General features: G+C 34.4%; 16 protein-coding genes. 13 read left to right on the top strand and 3 right to left on the bottom strand.

What is annotated here, in order from left to right; all coding sequences use genetic code 11:
• Positions 1-78 precede the first annotated feature (78 nt).
• The 7 genes from ACR1PN_RS18195 (at position 79) to ACR1PN_RS18165 (ending at position 7104) form a co-directional block, all read left to right on the top strand.
• The gene (locus ACR1PN_RS18195; protein WP_378178289.1) at positions 79-1290 is read left to right on the top strand and encodes an ATP-grasp domain-containing protein; all 1212 of its coding nucleotides are present in this window, start codon (positions 79-81) and stop codon (positions 1288-1290) included.
• An 83-nt stretch (positions 1291-1373) separates the two neighbouring features.
• Positions 1374-2084 carry an alpha/beta hydrolase-fold protein gene (locus ACR1PN_RS18190; RefSeq protein WP_433981182.1) on the top strand — a complete coding sequence of 237 codons (711 nt, stop codon included), beginning with the start codon at positions 1374-1376 and terminating at the stop codon, positions 2082-2084.
• Positions 2085-2124: 40 nt separating this feature from the next.
• Positions 2125-3078: an ATP-grasp domain-containing protein gene (locus ACR1PN_RS18185; protein ID WP_433981181.1), complete on the top strand. Its 954-nt coding sequence runs from the start codon at positions 2125-2127 to the stop codon at positions 3076-3078.
• 24 nt (positions 3079-3102) lie between these two features.
• Positions 3103-4221, top strand: a complete 1119-nt coding sequence (locus ACR1PN_RS18180; RefSeq protein ID WP_378178298.1) for a carboxylate-amine ligase — start codon at positions 3103-3105, stop codon at positions 4219-4221.
• Positions 4222-4253: 32 nt separating this feature from the next.
• Positions 4254-5087 (top strand): type 1 glutamine amidotransferase, encoded by an 834-nt coding sequence (locus tag ACR1PN_RS18175; protein WP_433981180.1) that lies wholly within the window; start codon positions 4254-4256, stop codon positions 5085-5087.
• Between the two features lie 71 nt (positions 5088-5158).
• The gene (locus ACR1PN_RS18170; RefSeq protein ID WP_433981179.1) at positions 5159-6340 is read left to right on the top strand and encodes a hypothetical protein; all 1182 of its coding nucleotides are present in this window, start codon (positions 5159-5161) and stop codon (positions 6338-6340) included.
• An 8-nt stretch (positions 6341-6348) separates the two neighbouring features.
• Positions 6349-7104 carry a hypothetical protein gene (locus tag ACR1PN_RS18165; protein WP_433981178.1) on the top strand — a complete coding sequence of 252 codons (756 nt, stop codon included), beginning with the start codon at positions 6349-6351 and terminating at the stop codon, positions 7102-7104.
• A 60-nt stretch (positions 7105-7164) separates the two neighbouring features.
• Here the strand turns inward: ACR1PN_RS18165 and cphA are convergent, their stop codons facing one another.
• The gene (gene cphA, locus ACR1PN_RS18160) at positions 7165-9792 is read right to left on the bottom strand and encodes a cyanophycin synthetase (protein WP_433981177.1); all 2628 of its coding nucleotides are present in this window, start codon (positions 9790-9792) and stop codon (positions 7165-7167) included.
• A 277-nt stretch (positions 9793-10069) separates the two neighbouring features.
• On the opposite strand from cphA, the gene ACR1PN_RS18155 reads away from it, so the two are divergent.
• From ACR1PN_RS18155 to ACR1PN_RS18145, 3 genes are all read left to right on the top strand, one after another.
• Positions 10070-10954, top strand: coding sequence for a cyanophycinase (locus tag ACR1PN_RS18155; RefSeq protein ID WP_378178322.1), 885 nt, complete (start codon positions 10070-10072; stop codon positions 10952-10954).
• 57 nt (positions 10955-11011) lie between these two features.
• A complete protein-coding gene (locus tag ACR1PN_RS18150) occupies positions 11012-11854 on the top strand; it encodes an isoaspartyl peptidase/L-asparaginase (protein ID WP_433981176.1) in 843 nt (280 codons plus the stop codon).
• 99 nt (positions 11855-11953) lie between these two features.
• Positions 11954-12196 (top strand): YtxH domain-containing protein, encoded by a 243-nt coding sequence (locus ACR1PN_RS18145; RefSeq protein ID WP_433981175.1) that lies wholly within the window; start codon positions 11954-11956, stop codon positions 12194-12196.
• 33 nt (positions 12197-12229) lie between these two features.
• On the opposite strand, the gene ACR1PN_RS18140 is transcribed toward ACR1PN_RS18145, so the two are convergent.
• Positions 12230-13027 (bottom strand): class I SAM-dependent methyltransferase, encoded by a 798-nt coding sequence (locus ACR1PN_RS18140; RefSeq protein WP_433981174.1) that lies wholly within the window; start codon positions 13025-13027, stop codon positions 12230-12232.
• Positions 13028-13156: 129 nt separating this feature from the next.
• Here ACR1PN_RS18140 and ACR1PN_RS18135 point away from each other — a divergent pair, with 129 nt between their 5' ends.
• Genes ACR1PN_RS18135 through ACR1PN_RS18125 form a run of 3 tightly spaced genes read left to right on the top strand, consistent with a single transcriptional unit; the run spans position 13157 to position 16712 of the window.
• Positions 13157-14182 carry a hypothetical protein gene (locus tag ACR1PN_RS18135; protein WP_433981173.1) on the top strand — a complete coding sequence of 342 codons (1026 nt, stop codon included), beginning with the start codon at positions 13157-13159 and terminating at the stop codon, positions 14180-14182.
• Positions 14183-14187: 5 nt separating this feature from the next.
• Complete coding sequence (locus tag ACR1PN_RS18130; RefSeq protein WP_433981172.1) at positions 14188-15162, top strand: hypothetical protein; 975 nt, start codon at positions 14188-14190, stop codon at positions 15160-15162.
• Positions 15162-16712 carry a hypothetical protein gene (locus ACR1PN_RS18125; protein WP_433981171.1) on the top strand — a complete coding sequence of 517 codons (1551 nt, stop codon included), beginning with the start codon at positions 15162-15164 and terminating at the stop codon, positions 16710-16712. The genes ACR1PN_RS18130 and ACR1PN_RS18125 overlap by 1 nt, the downstream gene beginning before the upstream one ends.
• Positions 16713-16790: 78 nt before the next feature.
• Here the strand turns inward: ACR1PN_RS18125 and ACR1PN_RS18120 are convergent, their stop codons facing one another.
• On the bottom strand, positions 16791-16883 hold the full coding sequence (locus tag ACR1PN_RS18120) for an IS3 family transposase (protein WP_371868422.1): 93 nt from the start codon (positions 16881-16883) through the stop codon (positions 16791-16793).
• Positions 16884-16897: the final 14 nt, after the last annotated feature.

Below are 16897 nucleotides of genomic sequence, written 5' to 3'. Positions count from 1 at the left end.
TATCAATTTTTAGTATTAAATAATCAACAATCATAACCTTTTATTTTTTATAATTTAATAAAAATTAAAAATCATTATATGAAGGAGAAAACCATCGTATGTATTTCGTGCTATTATAAAGGTTACGATTTTATGGACGAGATGAAAAAACTCGGCAATAAAATCATCCTCGTAACATCGGAAAATTTAAAAGAAAAGAACTGGCCATGGCACGCTGTCGACGAAGTTTTCTATATGCCGGAAATTAAACCTTCGGTATGGAATCTCGACCACCTCATCCAGGGATTTTCTCACCTCATGAAAACCCGAAAAGTAGATGCAGTGATTGCTCTGGACGATTACGATGTAGAAAAAGCTGCATTAATTCGTGAAACATTCCGTATTCCCGGGATGGGACAAACGACGCACCGTTATTTCAGAGATAAACTGGCTATGCGACAAAAAGCAAAAGATTCGGGCATCAATGTTCCTGAATTCAGTGCTGTGTTTAATGATCAGGAAGTAAAAGATTTTACTGAAAAAGTTCCTGCTCCTTGGGTTTTAAAGCCACGCTCAGAAGCTTCAGCTTCCGGAATCAAAAAACTGAAAACCCAGGAAGAACTTTGGGAAGCCCTTGAAAAATTGGGAGAAGAAAGGCATTTATTCCTTTTAGAAAGCTTTAAACCAGGCGATGTTTATCATGTTGATAGCTTAACATTTAATAAAGAAATTGTTTTTACTTCGGCTTCAAAATATCTAGCTCCACCAATGCAGGTTTCTCATGAAGGTGGCGTTTTCCGTACCAAAACTTTGGGAAGATATTCCGAAGAGTTTAAAGCTTTGGAAGAAGCCAACGCAAAAGTCCTGTCTAATTTCGGATTGATAAACGGGGCTACTCACACCGAATTCATCCGTGGAAAAGAAGACGGGAAATGGTATTTTCTGGAAACTTCTTCCAGGGTCGGAGGCGCACATATTCCTGATTTAGTGGAAGCTTCAAGCAACATTAATATATGGCGTGAATGGGCAAAAATTGAAGATGCATTACTAAAAGGAACTCATTATGAGGTTTCAAAACCTACAGGATATTATTCCGGGCTAATCGTTGCTTTAATAAAAGATCTTACTCCAAATTATAAAGATTTTGAGTGTGAAGAAGTTGTAAAATTTCTTCCGATCGATTATCATGTGGGAATCGTTTATAAATCAAAAGATTCCGTTATTGTTCAAGAGAGACTTGATTACGCAGCAGAAAAGATTCACGCAGAAATGCTCAATGTACTTCCTCCGAAGGATAAACCTTCCAGCTAACATGAATGATAAATGATAATCGATAATGGATTATCAAAACACACTGTAGATCATTCACCATTTATCAACTATAAATTATAAATATGCCACAAATAGAACATACAGATTACTATTCTCATATATTAGGAATGAGCCTTAAAGTAGAAGTTACAGGTCATTACGGATATCCGATCATCATGTTCCCTACTTCACAGGGTTTATATACTCAAAATCACGATTTTCACCTGAACAGCAGCATAAATTACTTCGTTGAACAGGGAAAAGTAAAATTATATAACATTCAGACCATTGATACGTGGAGCTTTTACGACGAAAAAATCTCTCCACAACAAAGAATCAGAAACTATGAAAAATATGTACAATTTTTAATACAGGAATTTGTTCCGTACATTCAGAGACTGCACCAGACTCATCGTGTCGCTATTGCCGGAGCAAGTTTCGGAGGATATCATGCTGCAAATTTTGCATTCAGGTTTCCGGATGTCATTTCTCATTTGTTTTGTCTTTCAGGAGCATTCAGCATAAGAAATTTTATGGACGGATATTCTGATGAGCTTGTTTATTTCAACTGTCCCAGAGAATTTGTAAGGAATGATGAAGCCTGGAAATACAAACACATGCATATCGTTCTAAGCACTTCTGATGAAGATATATGTAAAGACAAAAATGTAGAAATGGCAGAGATTTTAGCCTCAAAAGGGATCGATTTCTGGTATGACGAAAAAAAATGGATCAATCATGACTGGCCACTGTGGAGAATGACATTTCCAACTTATATCGGCACATTCTTTTAAAAAACTCAAATATTAACATTAAAAAAATAAAACAAAAATTATGGCAAAAAAAGTAGGAATTTTATTCGGGATGGAAGATACATTTCCATGGGCGTTTATCGATAAAGTAAATGAACTTGGAGGTGGTGAAATCATCGCTGAAGCAGTAAATATAGACAAATTGGAGCAGGGAGCAGACTACGGTTATGCAGTGATTATCGACAGAATCTCTCAGGATGTACCTTTTTACAGAGCTTATCTGAAAAATGCAGCCCTGAACGGAACTTATGTAATCAACAATCCTTTCTGGTGGAGCGCAGACGAAAAATTCTTCAACAACGCTTTGATGACAAAACTTGGAATTCCTTTACCTAAAACAGTTTTACTTCCTTCACATGAAAGACCTACAGATACTACCGAAACATCTTTCAGAAACCTGAAATTTCCTCACGATTGGGATTATATTTTTAATTATGTAGGATTTCCGGCTTATATGAAGCCTCATGATGGTGGCGGCTGGAAAAGCGTTTACAGAGTTGAGAATCCACAGGATCTTTGGGATAAACTGAGCGAAACCGAGCAATTGGTGATGATGGTCCAGGAAGAAATAGTTTTTCAGGATTATTACAGGGTATATTGTTTAGGTCAGAAATATGTTCACATTATGCCTTATGAACCGAGAAATGCGCATCATTTAAGGTATGCAACCACTCATCAGACACAAGGTGCAGAATTAGAAAAACTATTAAAAACAATTCATGATTATACCATCAAAATGAACAAAGCTTTAGGTTATGATTTCAATACTGTGGAATTTGCCGTAAGAGACGGAATTCCTTATGCGATTGATTTCTGCAATCCAGCTCCGGATGCAGACAGAAACTCTGTAGGTGAAGAAAATTTCGCATGGATTGTAGAGCATGCAGCAAAATTGGCTATTGAAAAAGCAAAAGAATACGTTCCGGGAAAACCAAACATTTCCTGGGGAACTTTCGTAAAAGATTCAGTGAAATAAAACATAAAAAACACAGAAAAAAAAATGCATCAGTTTACTATAGGAATCGAAGAAGAGTATCAGATTATCGATGTCGAAAGCCGCGATCTCATCTCTCATGTATCTAAAATCATTGAAGGCGGAAAAGCGGTTTTAAGTGAAAATTTAAAGCACGAAATGCACGAATCCATGATTGAAATGGAAACAGGAATCTGCCAGAATATCCAGGAAGCAAAAGCAGAGCTTACAAATCTTAGACGTCACCTTATTAATACTGCTCATGAGCAGGGATTGCGTGTCTCGGGAGGAGGAACTCACCCATTTTCAAACTGGGAACACAATACAATCACAAACGGTGAGCGTTACAATAAAATTGTAGACGACATGGGCGATGTTGCCCGTGGAAACCTTATTTTCGGACTGCATGTTCATATCGGAATTCCAAACCGTGAAGAAGGGGTGAGAATTCAGAATGTAATGCGCTATTTTCTTCCGCACGTTTATGCTTTATCGACCAATTCACCTTTCTGGATCGGGAGAAGTACAGGTTTTAAATCTTACAGACAGGAAATTTTTGTAAAATTCCCACGAACCGGTATTCCGAGTTTCTTTAATTCGTTGGCTGAATTCGACAGTTATGTTGATCTTTTAGTTAAAACAGGAACCATAGACAACGCCAAAAAGATCTGGTGGGATTTAAGAGTTCACCCTTTTTATCCAACGATTGAATTCCGAATCTGCGATATGCCTTTACGAATTGAAGAAACAGTGTGCTTGGCTGCAATTATGCAGAGTTTGGTGGCTAAAATTTACAAATTGCATCAGCAGAATTTAAGTTTCAGAAGTTACAGAAGACTTTTATTAAATGAAAACAAATGGCGCGCTTCCAAAGACGGAATTCATTCTAAGCTGATCGATTTTGGTAAAGAAGAATCGGTTCCTTATCCTGATCTTTTAAAAGAACTTTTAGAATTTATCGACGATGTTGTAGACGAATTAGGATGTAGAAAAGAGGTAGAATATGCATGGACGATTTTAGAAAACGGAACGGGTGCAGACCGCCAGTTAGCTGTGTTTAAAGAAACCGGAGACCTTACGAAAGTTGTTGATTATATGATATCTGAAACCGAATACGGCATTACTCACGGAGTATCTGCTTCATAATATTTTCATAACTTTGCAGAAATTATGAAGTTATGAACAATGTAAGAATTGCTTTGCTGGACATGAACAATAATCAGGTAAATCAGGGATTTAAAAACATTAAAGAAATCTCTGAAAATTTCCAAAAGCAGTCGGAAGAAGATATTACCATTACGAGTTTTGATGTAAGACATAAGAACGAAATTCCGAATATTGAAGATTTTGACATCTTTATTTCATCCGGCGGTCCGGGAAATCCGCATCGTGAAGGTCTTGAATGGGAGCAGAAATTTGCCGATTTTTTAGATGCAGTTTATGAGCACAACAAACATAGTGAGTCTAAAAAATATCTATTTCTGATCTGTCACTCTTTTCAATTGGCAAGCATTCATTGGGATTTAGGAAATATCTGTAAGAGAAAATCCTATTCTTTTGGTGTACAGCCGGTTCACAAAACAGAGGAGGGTGAAAAGGAATTTTTATTTACAAACTTACCCGATCCTTTTTATGCAGTAGATTCGAGAGCTTACCAGTTTATAGAGCCGAATGTTGAGCGTTTTGAAGAACTAGGGATGAAAATTGTGGCGATCGAAAAATTCCGTCCGCATATCAATCTGGAAAGAGCGATTATGGCAGTTCGCTTTTCCGATGAAATTTTCGGAACTCAGTTTCATCCCGAAGCAAATCCTGACGGAATGATTGAAAACCTGAAAGACGAGAAAAACAAAGAAGCCATGATTGAAAACTACGGTATGGAAAAATATCTTGAAACCGTAGACAGAATCAATGATGAAGACAAAATCGTTCTTACACAGTCTCAGATCTTACCTCGTTTTTTAAGCGATGCAAAGAAGAATATTTTGAAAGGAAATAAAGCGACAGCTTAAAATAAATTCAAATAAAAACAATTAAAATCGAGCAATATTGCTCGATTTTTTAAATCACAATAGAAAAAAATATGATCCCAAAATACAGAAAACAGTTCAACGAAGAATTTTCTCAGGAAAAGTACGAGCACATCAACTCTTTGTTGAAGGAAAAAAGCGGTATCGAACCGAAATTCAGGCTTTCTGAAAGCCCGATATTTTTAACTAAGGAATTCAAAGAAAAATTACTTTCCGCAAGCGAAAGTATTATCGATCAAATTAAAAATTTACCGGAAGGAATTCTCGAAAAATCAATTCCCGAAAACTGTAAAGTTCCCAATGATACAAAGCAGCCTCATTTTTTCACCATCGATTTTGGGATCTGCAAAAGCGAAAACGGTAAAATTGAGCCACAACTGATAGAATTACAAGCATTTCCATCATTGTACGCTTTTCAGAATACGTATGAAGATCTTTTTTGCGAAGTTTATCCGTTTTTGAAAGAGCTTAAAAATAAAATTTCGCAGGAAGATTATCAGAAACATCTATATGAATTGGTTGTGGGAAAAGAAAAGCCTGAAAATGTAGTTCTACTTGAAATTTATCCTGAAAAACAAAAAACGGCTATCGATTTTGCTCTAACTGAAAAATTTTTAGGCATAAAAACCGTTTGCCTGACTAAAGTAAAGAAAGAAGGCAGAAAATTATTTTACGAAAATAACGGAAAATTAACTGAAATTAAAAGAATTTACAATCGTGTGATCTTTGACGAGCTGGATAGAATCCCCGATCTTAAAACTGAATTTAATTTCCGTGAAGAAGTTGATGTAAAATGGATTACGCATCCTAATTGGTTCTTTAAAATTTCAAAATATCTATTGCCATTATTAAAGCACGAATTTGTACCAAAAAGTTATTTTTTACATGAATTTCCTGAAGATGAAATCTTGGAAAATTTTGTTTTAAAACCTTTATTTTCATTCGCAGGTAGCGGTGTGAATTTGAATCCGACCAAAGAAATTACTGATGCGATCTCTGATAAAGAAAATTATATCCTGCAGAGAAAAGTCAATTACGAACCTATTTTTGAAGATATCAACGGAGATTTTTCGAGAGCTGAAATCCGTTTGCTTTACATCTGGAAAGAGAATGAAGAAAGACCCGTTTTGTTACAAAACCTATCAAGAATGACCAAAGCAGCAATGGTAAATGTTGACTTTAATAAAAAAGATGCTATTTGGATTGGAAGTTCTCATGCTTTTTTTGGAGAATAATGAAACTAATGAAATCCATATTAACATTGTCCATATTAGCTAGTAATTTATTTTATGGACAGTATCATGTTCCTGATTTTGATATAACCAAATTTATTAATGATGGTGGAATTTCAAAAGAAATTTACACCAAACAAAAAGACAAATTAGAATTGAGCGAAAGATACTATTTTGATAAAAATTCAAAAACTATAAAAGTAACTTTAGATAAGGATATGAATAATGGAACTTCTTTAATAGGTTTAGATTATATTTTAGATAATGAAAACAGAATTTCAGAAGAAAAAAACTATTTCAAAGACAATCAGCTAAGTGAAAAATTCACACAAATTATAAAGTATAAGTACGCTAAATCTTCAAAACAACTCTCATATTTTGATTCTAATAATAAAGTTTATCTAAAAATATTTTTTTTCTACAACGATAAAGATGAGTTGGTGGAAAGTATTAAAATTTCTGATGATCTTGTTTTACATGAACGAACAATTACTTACAAATTAGATAAATATGAAATTAGTGAGAGCGAAAAATTTACTTTTCCAAAATATAAAACTATTACAAAAAGTAAACTTGACACCAATGGTTTTCCCATATACATTGAATCAAAAATAGATATTTACTCAACCCCCAAACAATATATGCCTGATTCAGTTTTATATTATGAAAACGAAGTAGATAAAATGGGTAATCTTTCTAAAAAGTATAGTATTTATAAAAAAAACAAAGAGCTGATACAAAAAGTGGTTACTCAATATTCACCTTAATGAAATAAAAAAGCGGCAAAAAAATATTTTTTTGCCGCTTTAAATTATAATATAAATATTCTAAATCCTATCATCCTCAAGCAATTCTCTCGTCTGATATTCCTGAACAAGATCAATTGCATTAGAAATTACATCACTCAAAGCGGTAATAAAAGTTCCTTCTTCTGCCATACTGATGGCATGTTTCAAGGCTTCGATTTCTTTAGGAATAATTTCGTAGCTTACTTCTCTTCCAGATTGGTTGATTCCGTCGATAATTAAGCCGTTTATTTCGTCTTCTGTTCTTCCGCGAAGATGTTTTTCGTTTCGGATGATGATGTAATCAAACATTCTTCCGGCAATTTTTCCACAAAGTTTAATATCTTCATCTCTTCGGTCTCCAACACCGGAAATAATCCCGATTTTCTTTGTAGATTCTACGTTTTTCAGATAATCTTCAATAGCTTCATAACCTGCAGGATTGTGCGCAAAATCAATTAAAACCTTAAAGTTTTTAAATTTAAAAACATTCAGTCTTCCCGGAGTCAGCTGCGCACTCGGAATAAATGTACGAAGCGAATTTGAAATATCTTCAATCCCGAAACCATAAAGATAACAAGCCAAACTTGCTGCCAAAACATTTGCAATCATGAATTTTGCCTTACCTTCCATTGTAATCGGGAAATCTTTTGCCTTACCGATTCTTATTTTCCAGTCACCTTTTTTTATCGTTACGAAACCTTCTTCATAAACGCAGGTTGTACGACCTTCTTTTGCGAATTTTTTGATGTATTCGTTATTTTCATCCAAACTGAAAATAGCAACCTGGCTCGGTAAATCGTTGATTATACGCATCGAATATTCGTCATCTGCATTCATCACGCTCCATCCGTTTTTCTTTACGCTATCCAGAACGACTCTTTTTACCCTCGTCAAATCTTTCAGTGTATGAATGTCATTCATTCCTAAATGGTCTTCTTTAATATTGGTTAAAACTCCAATATCACATTGTCCGAAACCGAGTCCTGAACGTAGGATTCCACCTCTTGCAGTTTCTAAAACGGCAAATTCTACAGTAGGATCTTTCAGAATAAATTCAGCCGAAATCGGACCGGTTGTGTCACCCTTTGTCAACATCGTATTCTGAATATAAATTCCATCGGAAGTTGTAAATCCTACTCTATAGCCATTATTTTTTACAATATGTGAAATTAATCTTGTTGTCGTTGTTTTACCGTTAGTTCCTGTAACAGCAATAATCGGAATCGTAAAAGGCTTTCCTTGCGGATAAAGCATATCAACAACAGGAGCAGCAACGTTTCTAGGAAGACCTTCACTCGGAGCCAAATGCATTCTGAAACCCGGAGCGGCATTCACTTCAATGATTGCTCCGCCGCTTTCTTTTAGAGGCTGAGTCAGGTTTTCTGCCATAATATCAATTCCGCAGACATCCAATCCTATGATTTTGGAAATCCTTTCTGCCATTGTGATGTTTTCGGGATGAACCATGTCTGTCACATCAATGGAAGTTCCACCTGTCGAAAGATTTGCGGTTGATTTTAAATAGACTACTTCGCCTTTCTGAGGAACAGTTTCTAAAGTATATTGTAACTTTTCGAGTAATTCTAAAGTATCTTTATCAACATTAATTTCCGTTAAAACATTTTCATGACCATACCCTCTTCTCGGATCTTTATTTTCTTTTTCAATAAGCTTTTCAAGATTAGATTCACCGTCACCTACAACATGAGCTGGAACCCTTCTTGCTGCAGCCACCATTTTATTATTGATGACCAAAACTCTGAAGTCATACCCGGTAATATATTTTTCAACAATTACTTTTCTTGAATATTTTTGAGCATGTTCTAAACCAACTACAGTAGAATCCCAATCATTAACATTGATAGAAGAACCTTTACCATGATTTCCGTCCAAAGGTTTCAGAACAATAGGATAACCTATTTTTTTAATAACATGCTGCAAATCTTCCTGATCTACAACCAAATCACCTATCGGAACAGGGATCGCCGAATCGTGAAGCATTTTTTTCGTTAATTCTTTGTTGCAGGCAATATCTACAGCAATCGAACTTGTATTCCCTGTAATGGTTGCCTGAAACCTCTGCTGATTAACTCCGTAACCTAATTGTACTAATGAATTGCTTCCTAATCTGATCCACGGAATTTTTCTTGAAACTGCTTCCTCAACAATACTTCCCGTTGATGGACCAAGTCTTACACGTTCTCTGATTTCCTTTAATTTTTGAATACATGCGTTGATGTCATATTCTTTATTTTCAATGAGAGCAATTGCAATTTCCACAGCCTGTTCAGCGGCATAAATACCTGCATTTTCTTCAATATAATCAAAAACAACATTGTACACTCCGGGAGTTTTTGTCTCACGGGTCCTTCCGAATCCTGTATCCATTCCCGCTAAAGTCTGAATTTCTAAAGCAATATGCTCAATTACATGTCCCATCCAGGTGCCGGTTTCTACTCTATGAAAAAAACCACCTATTGTTCCTTCAGAACATCGATGTGTGATCAGTGAGGGAATTAATTGTTCGATTCTTTCACGAAAACCTTCAATTTTATTGGTAGGGAAATTTTCCAATTCTTCGAGATCCAAGCGCATTTGTATCAGCTTCTTTCTTCTTATACTCCAAATATTCGGACCGCGTAAAGCCTGTATTTTCTCAATTTTCATATGCAGGTACTTAATTTTTTTCCAATTTGTTAAGTGAAATCATAAATTTTAACAACTATAATTTGTATTAAAAAAATTTAAAATTTCATCGTTTAGATATATTAATAAAAACATCTTTCTAAATCAAAGATAATGCAAAACCATAAACAAAACCATACTGTTATTAAAGATTTATTAAAAAAACACAAACATGGTAACTGATTAAAAATCACTATCAGTACGTTAAAAAAGACTTTACATTTCATTAACAATTTATTATTTTTTAAATTTGCAGGCTATGAAACCTGTTGGAAAATTAATTATTATCGGAGGAGCTGTTAACAAAGGCAGTTTTACAGAAACCGATTACGATCAGAATGTTGAAAAAAATCTGAATTTTTTTGAAAGAGGAATTTTAAGAAAAATCATTACTGAATCTAAACATAAAGAAAATTCAATCATCGAAGTGGTAACGACGGCGTCACAAATCCCACAAATCGTTGGTGCAGAATATAAAAAAGCTTTCGAATTTTTGGGAGCTAAAAATGTGAATATTCTTGATATTCATAATCGTGAAGAAGCCAATTCGGATGCTATTGTTGCAAGGGCAAACGCAGCTGATGTTGTGATGTTTACGGGGGGAGATCAATTACGGTTAACATCTATTTTGGGCGGAACAAGATTTCATGATACCATCTTGCTAAAATATCAGGAGCAGGATTTTATTTACTCCGGAACATCGGCCGGAGCGGCTGCAGCTTCTGAAAATATGATCTATCAGGGAAGTAGCTCTGAAGCATTGCTGAAAGGTGAAATTAAAACAACACAAGGTTTGGGCCTAATCGACAACGTTATTGTTGATACGCATTTCGTACAAAGAGGAAGAATCGGAAGACTATTTCAGGCAGTAGTAAACAATCCGAGAACTTTAGGAATCGGTTTAGGTGAAGATACCGGGCTTTTCATTCATAATGATGTAATGACCGCTGTAGGATCTGGTTTGGTAATCATCGTCGACGGAAGATTTATAAAAGATACGAATCTTACAAATATTAATCTGGGCGAGCCGATTTCTATCGATAATTTAACGGTACATGTGATGTCGATGAACGATCATTATGATTTAAAGACGAGAACACTCACGATAGAAAATTCCCAGTTCAATCCTATTCCACAGACATAAAATACAAAGTGAAGTTTTTCTTCACTTTTTTTATATATTTAAATCTAAATAATTCGAATGAAAATAATAATCCATGGTGGTTTTTTCTCTGAAAGCGACCAAAGCCACGAAGTAAAAGTTGCCAAACAGAATTCTTTAAAAAATATTGCTGAAAAAGCTTATCGTTATTTGGAAACTCATTCGGCAGTGGATGCCGTTGCTTATGCCGTTTCGCTTTTGGAAGATGACGAATTGTACAATGCAGGAATTGGTTCTCAAATTCAAAGCGATGGAATCATCCGTATGAGTGCAGCTCTGATGGATGGCGAAACCCAGAAAATGAGTGGCGTCATCAATATTCAGGATGTGAAAAACCCGATTTTTGTGGCAAAGGAACTGATGAAAGAAGATGACAGAGTTTTAGACGGAAACGGTGCTAAAATTTATGCCAACAATAACGGATTTGAAAATTTCTCTACTGAAATTCCTCAGAGAAGAAAAGAATATGAAGCTAAGCTTAAAAACGGAGGGAAAGGTACTGTAGGCTGCGTTGCGATCGACCAAAACGGGAAGCTAGCCGTTGCTACTTCTACCGGCGGAAAAGGTTTTGAAATTCCTGGAAGAATTTCAGATTCTGCGACAGTTGCCGGAAATTATGCCAATGAATTCTGCGCAGTAAGCTGCACCGGAGTGGGTGAAGATATTGTAAGCAATGCTACTGCAGCGAAAATAGTAACCCGTGTTACCGACGGGATGAGTTTGAAAGATGCTTTTGACAAAACCTTTGCTGAACTAAAAACAATCGATGGTTTTGCAGGAGCTATTGCAATTGATAAAAATGCAAACATTTATCATCAGGATTCTTATCCAACCATGGTTTTTGCAAGTTTTGACGGAAAACATTTTAAAACTTTCGAATAATTTTAACATTATTTTATTATTCCCATATTTTTTTTGGCACACAATTTACATAACTATTAATAACAAAATTTTAATATTTAACTTTAAAAAATAGAAATCATGGGAAATAAGACAAACGGATTATTAGCTTTGTTAGGATTAGGCGCATTAGCGTACTGGAAGTATAAAAAATCTACACCGGAACAGCAGCAAGCTGTAAAAGACAAAATCAATTCTGCAAAAGAGAATTTGAACAAATGGGGAAATGATTTGAAAGATAAAGCCAATGAAGTTGCTTCCCAGGCTCAAAGCAAATTTGACGAAGCAAAATCCAAAGTTGAAGATTCAGCATCTAATATTTAAAAATTATAACATTCATATACAAATAAAGTCATCTTAAGATGACTTTTTTTGTGCTGCTATAGAGTAAACCATTGGCATTTTATTACCAAATCTCTTTATTCTCCATTTTCCTTTTTCAAATTCTTCAATATGCTTAAAGCAAGGGTAAGGTGACCAATCAAACTCATGAAACTGTTCTATAACCAATTCTTTATTAATCAGATTTTGCATTACTTCCGATAAAGAATGATTCCACATTACATATTCCTGAACCAGCTCTGCAGAAAAGTCCGCATAGGTCCCTTCATACGTTTCTGTAATTGGTTTCTCATTAAAATAATTGTAAGCTACATCTTTAAAATCATCATCAAACATCCATACTACAGGATGAAATTCTGCCATAATGAATTTCCCATCCGGCTTCAGAAAATGATTAATGACACTTGCCCATTTTTCAAGATCGGGAAGCCAGCCAATCGTTCCGTAGCTTGTAAAAACAATATCAAATTTTTGGCTTAAAATATTCGGAAGTTCATATACATCAGAGCAGATGAATTCTGTATCGGTACCGCATTCTTTAGCCAGATCTTTTGCAGCTTCAATCGCTTTGTCTGATAAATCTATTCCGATAACTTTCGCTCCCATTCTCGAAAGCGAAATAGAATCCTGACCAAAATGACATTGCAAATGTAAAATTGTTTTTCCTTCTATATCTCCTAAAAGTTCAAGCTCTATTGAGTTTAATGAGGTCCTGCCTTTTAAAAATTCATCTACAAAATAAAAGTCAGATTTCAGATGTGGTTCTACTTTAGCATTCCAGGATTTCCTGTTGATATCTAAATAATTTTCCATTGGGTTTTAATTTGTGTAAAGATAATTTTTTCTGAATACATTTTATGCTTTTACGGTTTTCCGTAAAAAAATACGGTAAAGCAACTGTAGTTTTGAACAAAATTTAAAACATATTATACACAATAAACCATGAGTAAAAATTCTTCTTTAGCAGCATCAGATCTTTTTTTAGGCGTGCTTGCCATATTATTAATCAGTGTAAGTTTTTACCAGACCTGGCTCGGACTTGAGCAAATTTTCGGAAATGCTTCATTTGTCATTGCACTTGTGCTTTCTTTGCTTCTTTTATTTCTTTGCTGGATGCTCAGAGCGGCAAAACTAGAAGGCAAATCTACAGGAAGTTTGGTAGGAATCTACATTTTCATTGCAGCATTCTGTTTTATAGCAAACTTTAATGCTCTTTATACAAGATTTATGCGTACCGATATTTACACCAACGAACTTAGAACTATTAATGAAGATTTTAATAAGCTGGAAAATAATATTGAAGCCAAATTAAATTATAAGTATCCAAAAGAAACTGCACGAAATATTGAAATCAAGAAAAAGCAACTGATGGCGCAGATTATTGACCCGGCTAATCAGGGAATTGGCTCAAGAGCACAAGCGTTAATTAGAGATATTGAAAAAATGACCGGACAGAAAGTCGATTTACTTACACCAGTTGGTAATGATTATGATGATTTAGCCCAAAGAATGGGAAGTCAAATCGACAATATGGTAATGGATTTATCTCCAGATGAAAGAAATTTAAAATCAGATATTAACAATTCTGTTTTAAAATGGAATAAAAGAGTTCAGGAATTTCTGTTATTACCTAAAAAAGAGAAAGATGTTTTGGCGCAAACCCTTATTGATAATGCTTTAACCGATTACAACAAATTGGGAAGCAGAGCAAATAATATTTTAGGAGAAGACAGATTCAAATTCGAGCCGCTGATTTCAAAAACACAGGATGTCGGTAAAATAGGATATGCATTTGAACACGCTATTAAAAACTTTGGAATGTATCAGTTTGTAGTTCTTGCAGGTTGTATTTTGCTAGATTTTGTCATTGTGATTATTATTTTATTGGTTACAAATTCCGACAATAAGGCGAACAACAGCGTTTTAGGTAACAGAAAAAAAGGAACAACATTAATCCCTAACAGATAATTGCCATGATAAATAAAGACAGACCTTTTTCATTTGATGATTATGACCGTGAAAATGATTTTAAAAAATTTGAGGATTTCAATACTTCAAATAATGAAATAATTACTGACGAAAATATTTATATCAATAATGAGATAGAAGATGACGGATTTGTACCGACCTCAAGCGGAACTACTACCACCGTAAAAAATAAAGACAGCAATTTTGTGTTTTTTTACGGAACTTCAGCATCCGGAAAATCTGTAATTCTATCGGCAATTTTATATTACTTAAATTCTTTTGCGGGTGTTTTACGTCCAAAATTAGGAAGTCCGAATTCCCGTGAAGCTCACGTTCTACTCGCCGATTTTTTTGAAAACATAAAAAAAGGAATTCTTCCTAACAGAACAACAAGAGATCAGGTAACACGATTAGATTTTGTTTTTGACCCCAACAATAAATCTGTAAAAGTTCCTCCCGTAAGTTTATCATTTCTGGAAACAGCAGGCGAAAATCACAACGAAATTTCTCGTGGAGGAAAATATGTAGACGGTATTGAAGCCTACCTCAACTCAGATATCCCTTTGAATTTCATTATTGTAACGAGTTATGACAGAGCACATCACGAAGATTCAAAGATCGTTGAGTTTTTAGATTATCTGGAAAGAAAGGGTAAAAACCTGAAAAATGTAAATGTACTTTTGGTGATCTCAAAGTGGGATAAATCCGGGAATATGGGTGTTGATAATGAGCAACATTTAGAAAATTTCATTAGCGAAAGACTCAGCATGACCAACAACAGAATCGACACTTATAACTTAAGCAAAACGTATTTTACCATAGGAAACGTACAAAATCAGGGTGGAATGGAAAAGATTACTTTACTAAACCTCGATTCGGCTGAAGTAATTGCCAAATGGCTCTATTACAATATCGCAGGCTATGATCTGGATTACGAAGGTACATTTTGGGAAAAAATAAAATTTAGCTTTTCTAAATAATGAAGAACATCAATGTATTCGGATATGCAACCTTTGGCACACCCAATGGATTTACGCAGTCCTGTATCTACGGAAATAAAAGTTTGGAAAAAGTACTGAAAAAATTTGATTTAAAATCAGATGCAATTCAATTATTATCACCCAATGACCGTATTTACTCAATCAGAAAAGAATCGGCACAAAATAACATTCTTCTATCCTACTCTGTTTACACTTTTGCAAAAGAGAAAAACTCTAATCGAAGCGGAACATTCATTGGAACGAGCCTGGTTTTTACAAATGAAATTCTTCCTGAAAATTTAATTTTAAGCTCACTTCACGAAATTCATATTAATCTTAAAAACAATAATGTGAGTGGTGACGGTTTTGTACTGAACATCAATCATTCAAAGGATTTTAACCTTCAGGATATATTTTCGAAAGATTTTGAAAAATTAGAGTATCAAACCCATAAAATTGATTTTTTAGACTGGGACAACTCCGGGTATAGTCTGGTTATTAAAACAGATAAATTAGATACGAATTCTATTCAGGATTTATTCAGAAAATCTTTATCAATACTTCCTAAATACGATACGGTATATTTTATTGACAGTAAGGAAATTGCAGAATTTGTATCTCAAAAAAGGCTGTTCAGGCTAATCGATAAAAATGGCTTAGACCGGGAAATAGAAAAATTGCAGGAAGAAAGGGTACAGAAAGTTGAAGATGCAATTCTCTATTTAAAAAACAAAAGGCTAAAGCATGAAGAGAATGGAAGAAAAGAATTTGAAAATTTTAAAAAGAAAATCGAACATAACGAACAAAAACATTCTGCAAACAGTAAAATAATTGAAGAGTCAGACCGCAATCTTAAAGCTTTAAACAATCTTTATCAGACTTTTTTAAGAAAATATGATGAATTAATCAGCAAACTGAGTTCTGAAAAGGGGCTTAATGATATAAATTACTCATATAGTCAATTAGAAAAGGATTTTTTAAATGAAAAAAGCAAATTAGACTCTATAAGTGATGTTTCTTCCTTTTCTACAACCAGAACTGTTTCATCTGTGCCGCTTAGCCGACTTATTCCTGAAGATGATAATGAACCTGAAAAAAGTAAACCTGATGTTTTTAAAATTATTTCTGCAGTTTTAAATGTACTTTTAATCGGCGGAGCAATTGTATTTTACACCATGTTTTATGAAAAACCGAGTGAACCAGCCATTCCCAATACAACTGAAAGTCAGGATAACACAGTAATTGAAAGCATAACTTCAAATTCGGCATCAGGAAAATTAAATCCGACTCCAAACGCTGTTGCAGAAAATCAGGAAAACATTGCAGAAATGCTAAACAGATTCGACAGTACTTCCACAATACATTATGTTACTGATATTATTTTCGAGAAAAATAAAAGCATTAAAGATGTCTATCAGTTTCAGAAGAATGATTACAAAAAATTACTTTTTGAAAAAAATCCTGAGGCTTTCAGAGTTGATAATACTGATACTGTTCTTATAAGAAAGGATTTGTTGCAAAACATCCCTTCATATAGACAGCAACAATAAAGAACTTGCTATACAGTTATTCTGGTTGAAAACAATGATGAAAAAAATTCCGGCTCGGAGTAGACTGCACCCAAAAGTTTAGACAAAATTATTAAAGAAAAGAGTTCGGTACTGTACCGGGCTCTTTCCATTTAGATTTAATCGTATTCTGTCGTTGTTGTAATAAGTGATGTATTGTTTTATTT

Source organism: Chryseobacterium sp. RLHN22 (assembly GCF_051011795.1).
Lineage (GTDB): Bacteria > Bacteroidota > Bacteroidia > Flavobacteriales > Weeksellaceae > Chryseobacterium > Chryseobacterium zhengzhouense.
This window is presented reverse-complemented; position numbering and strand designations above follow the sequence as displayed.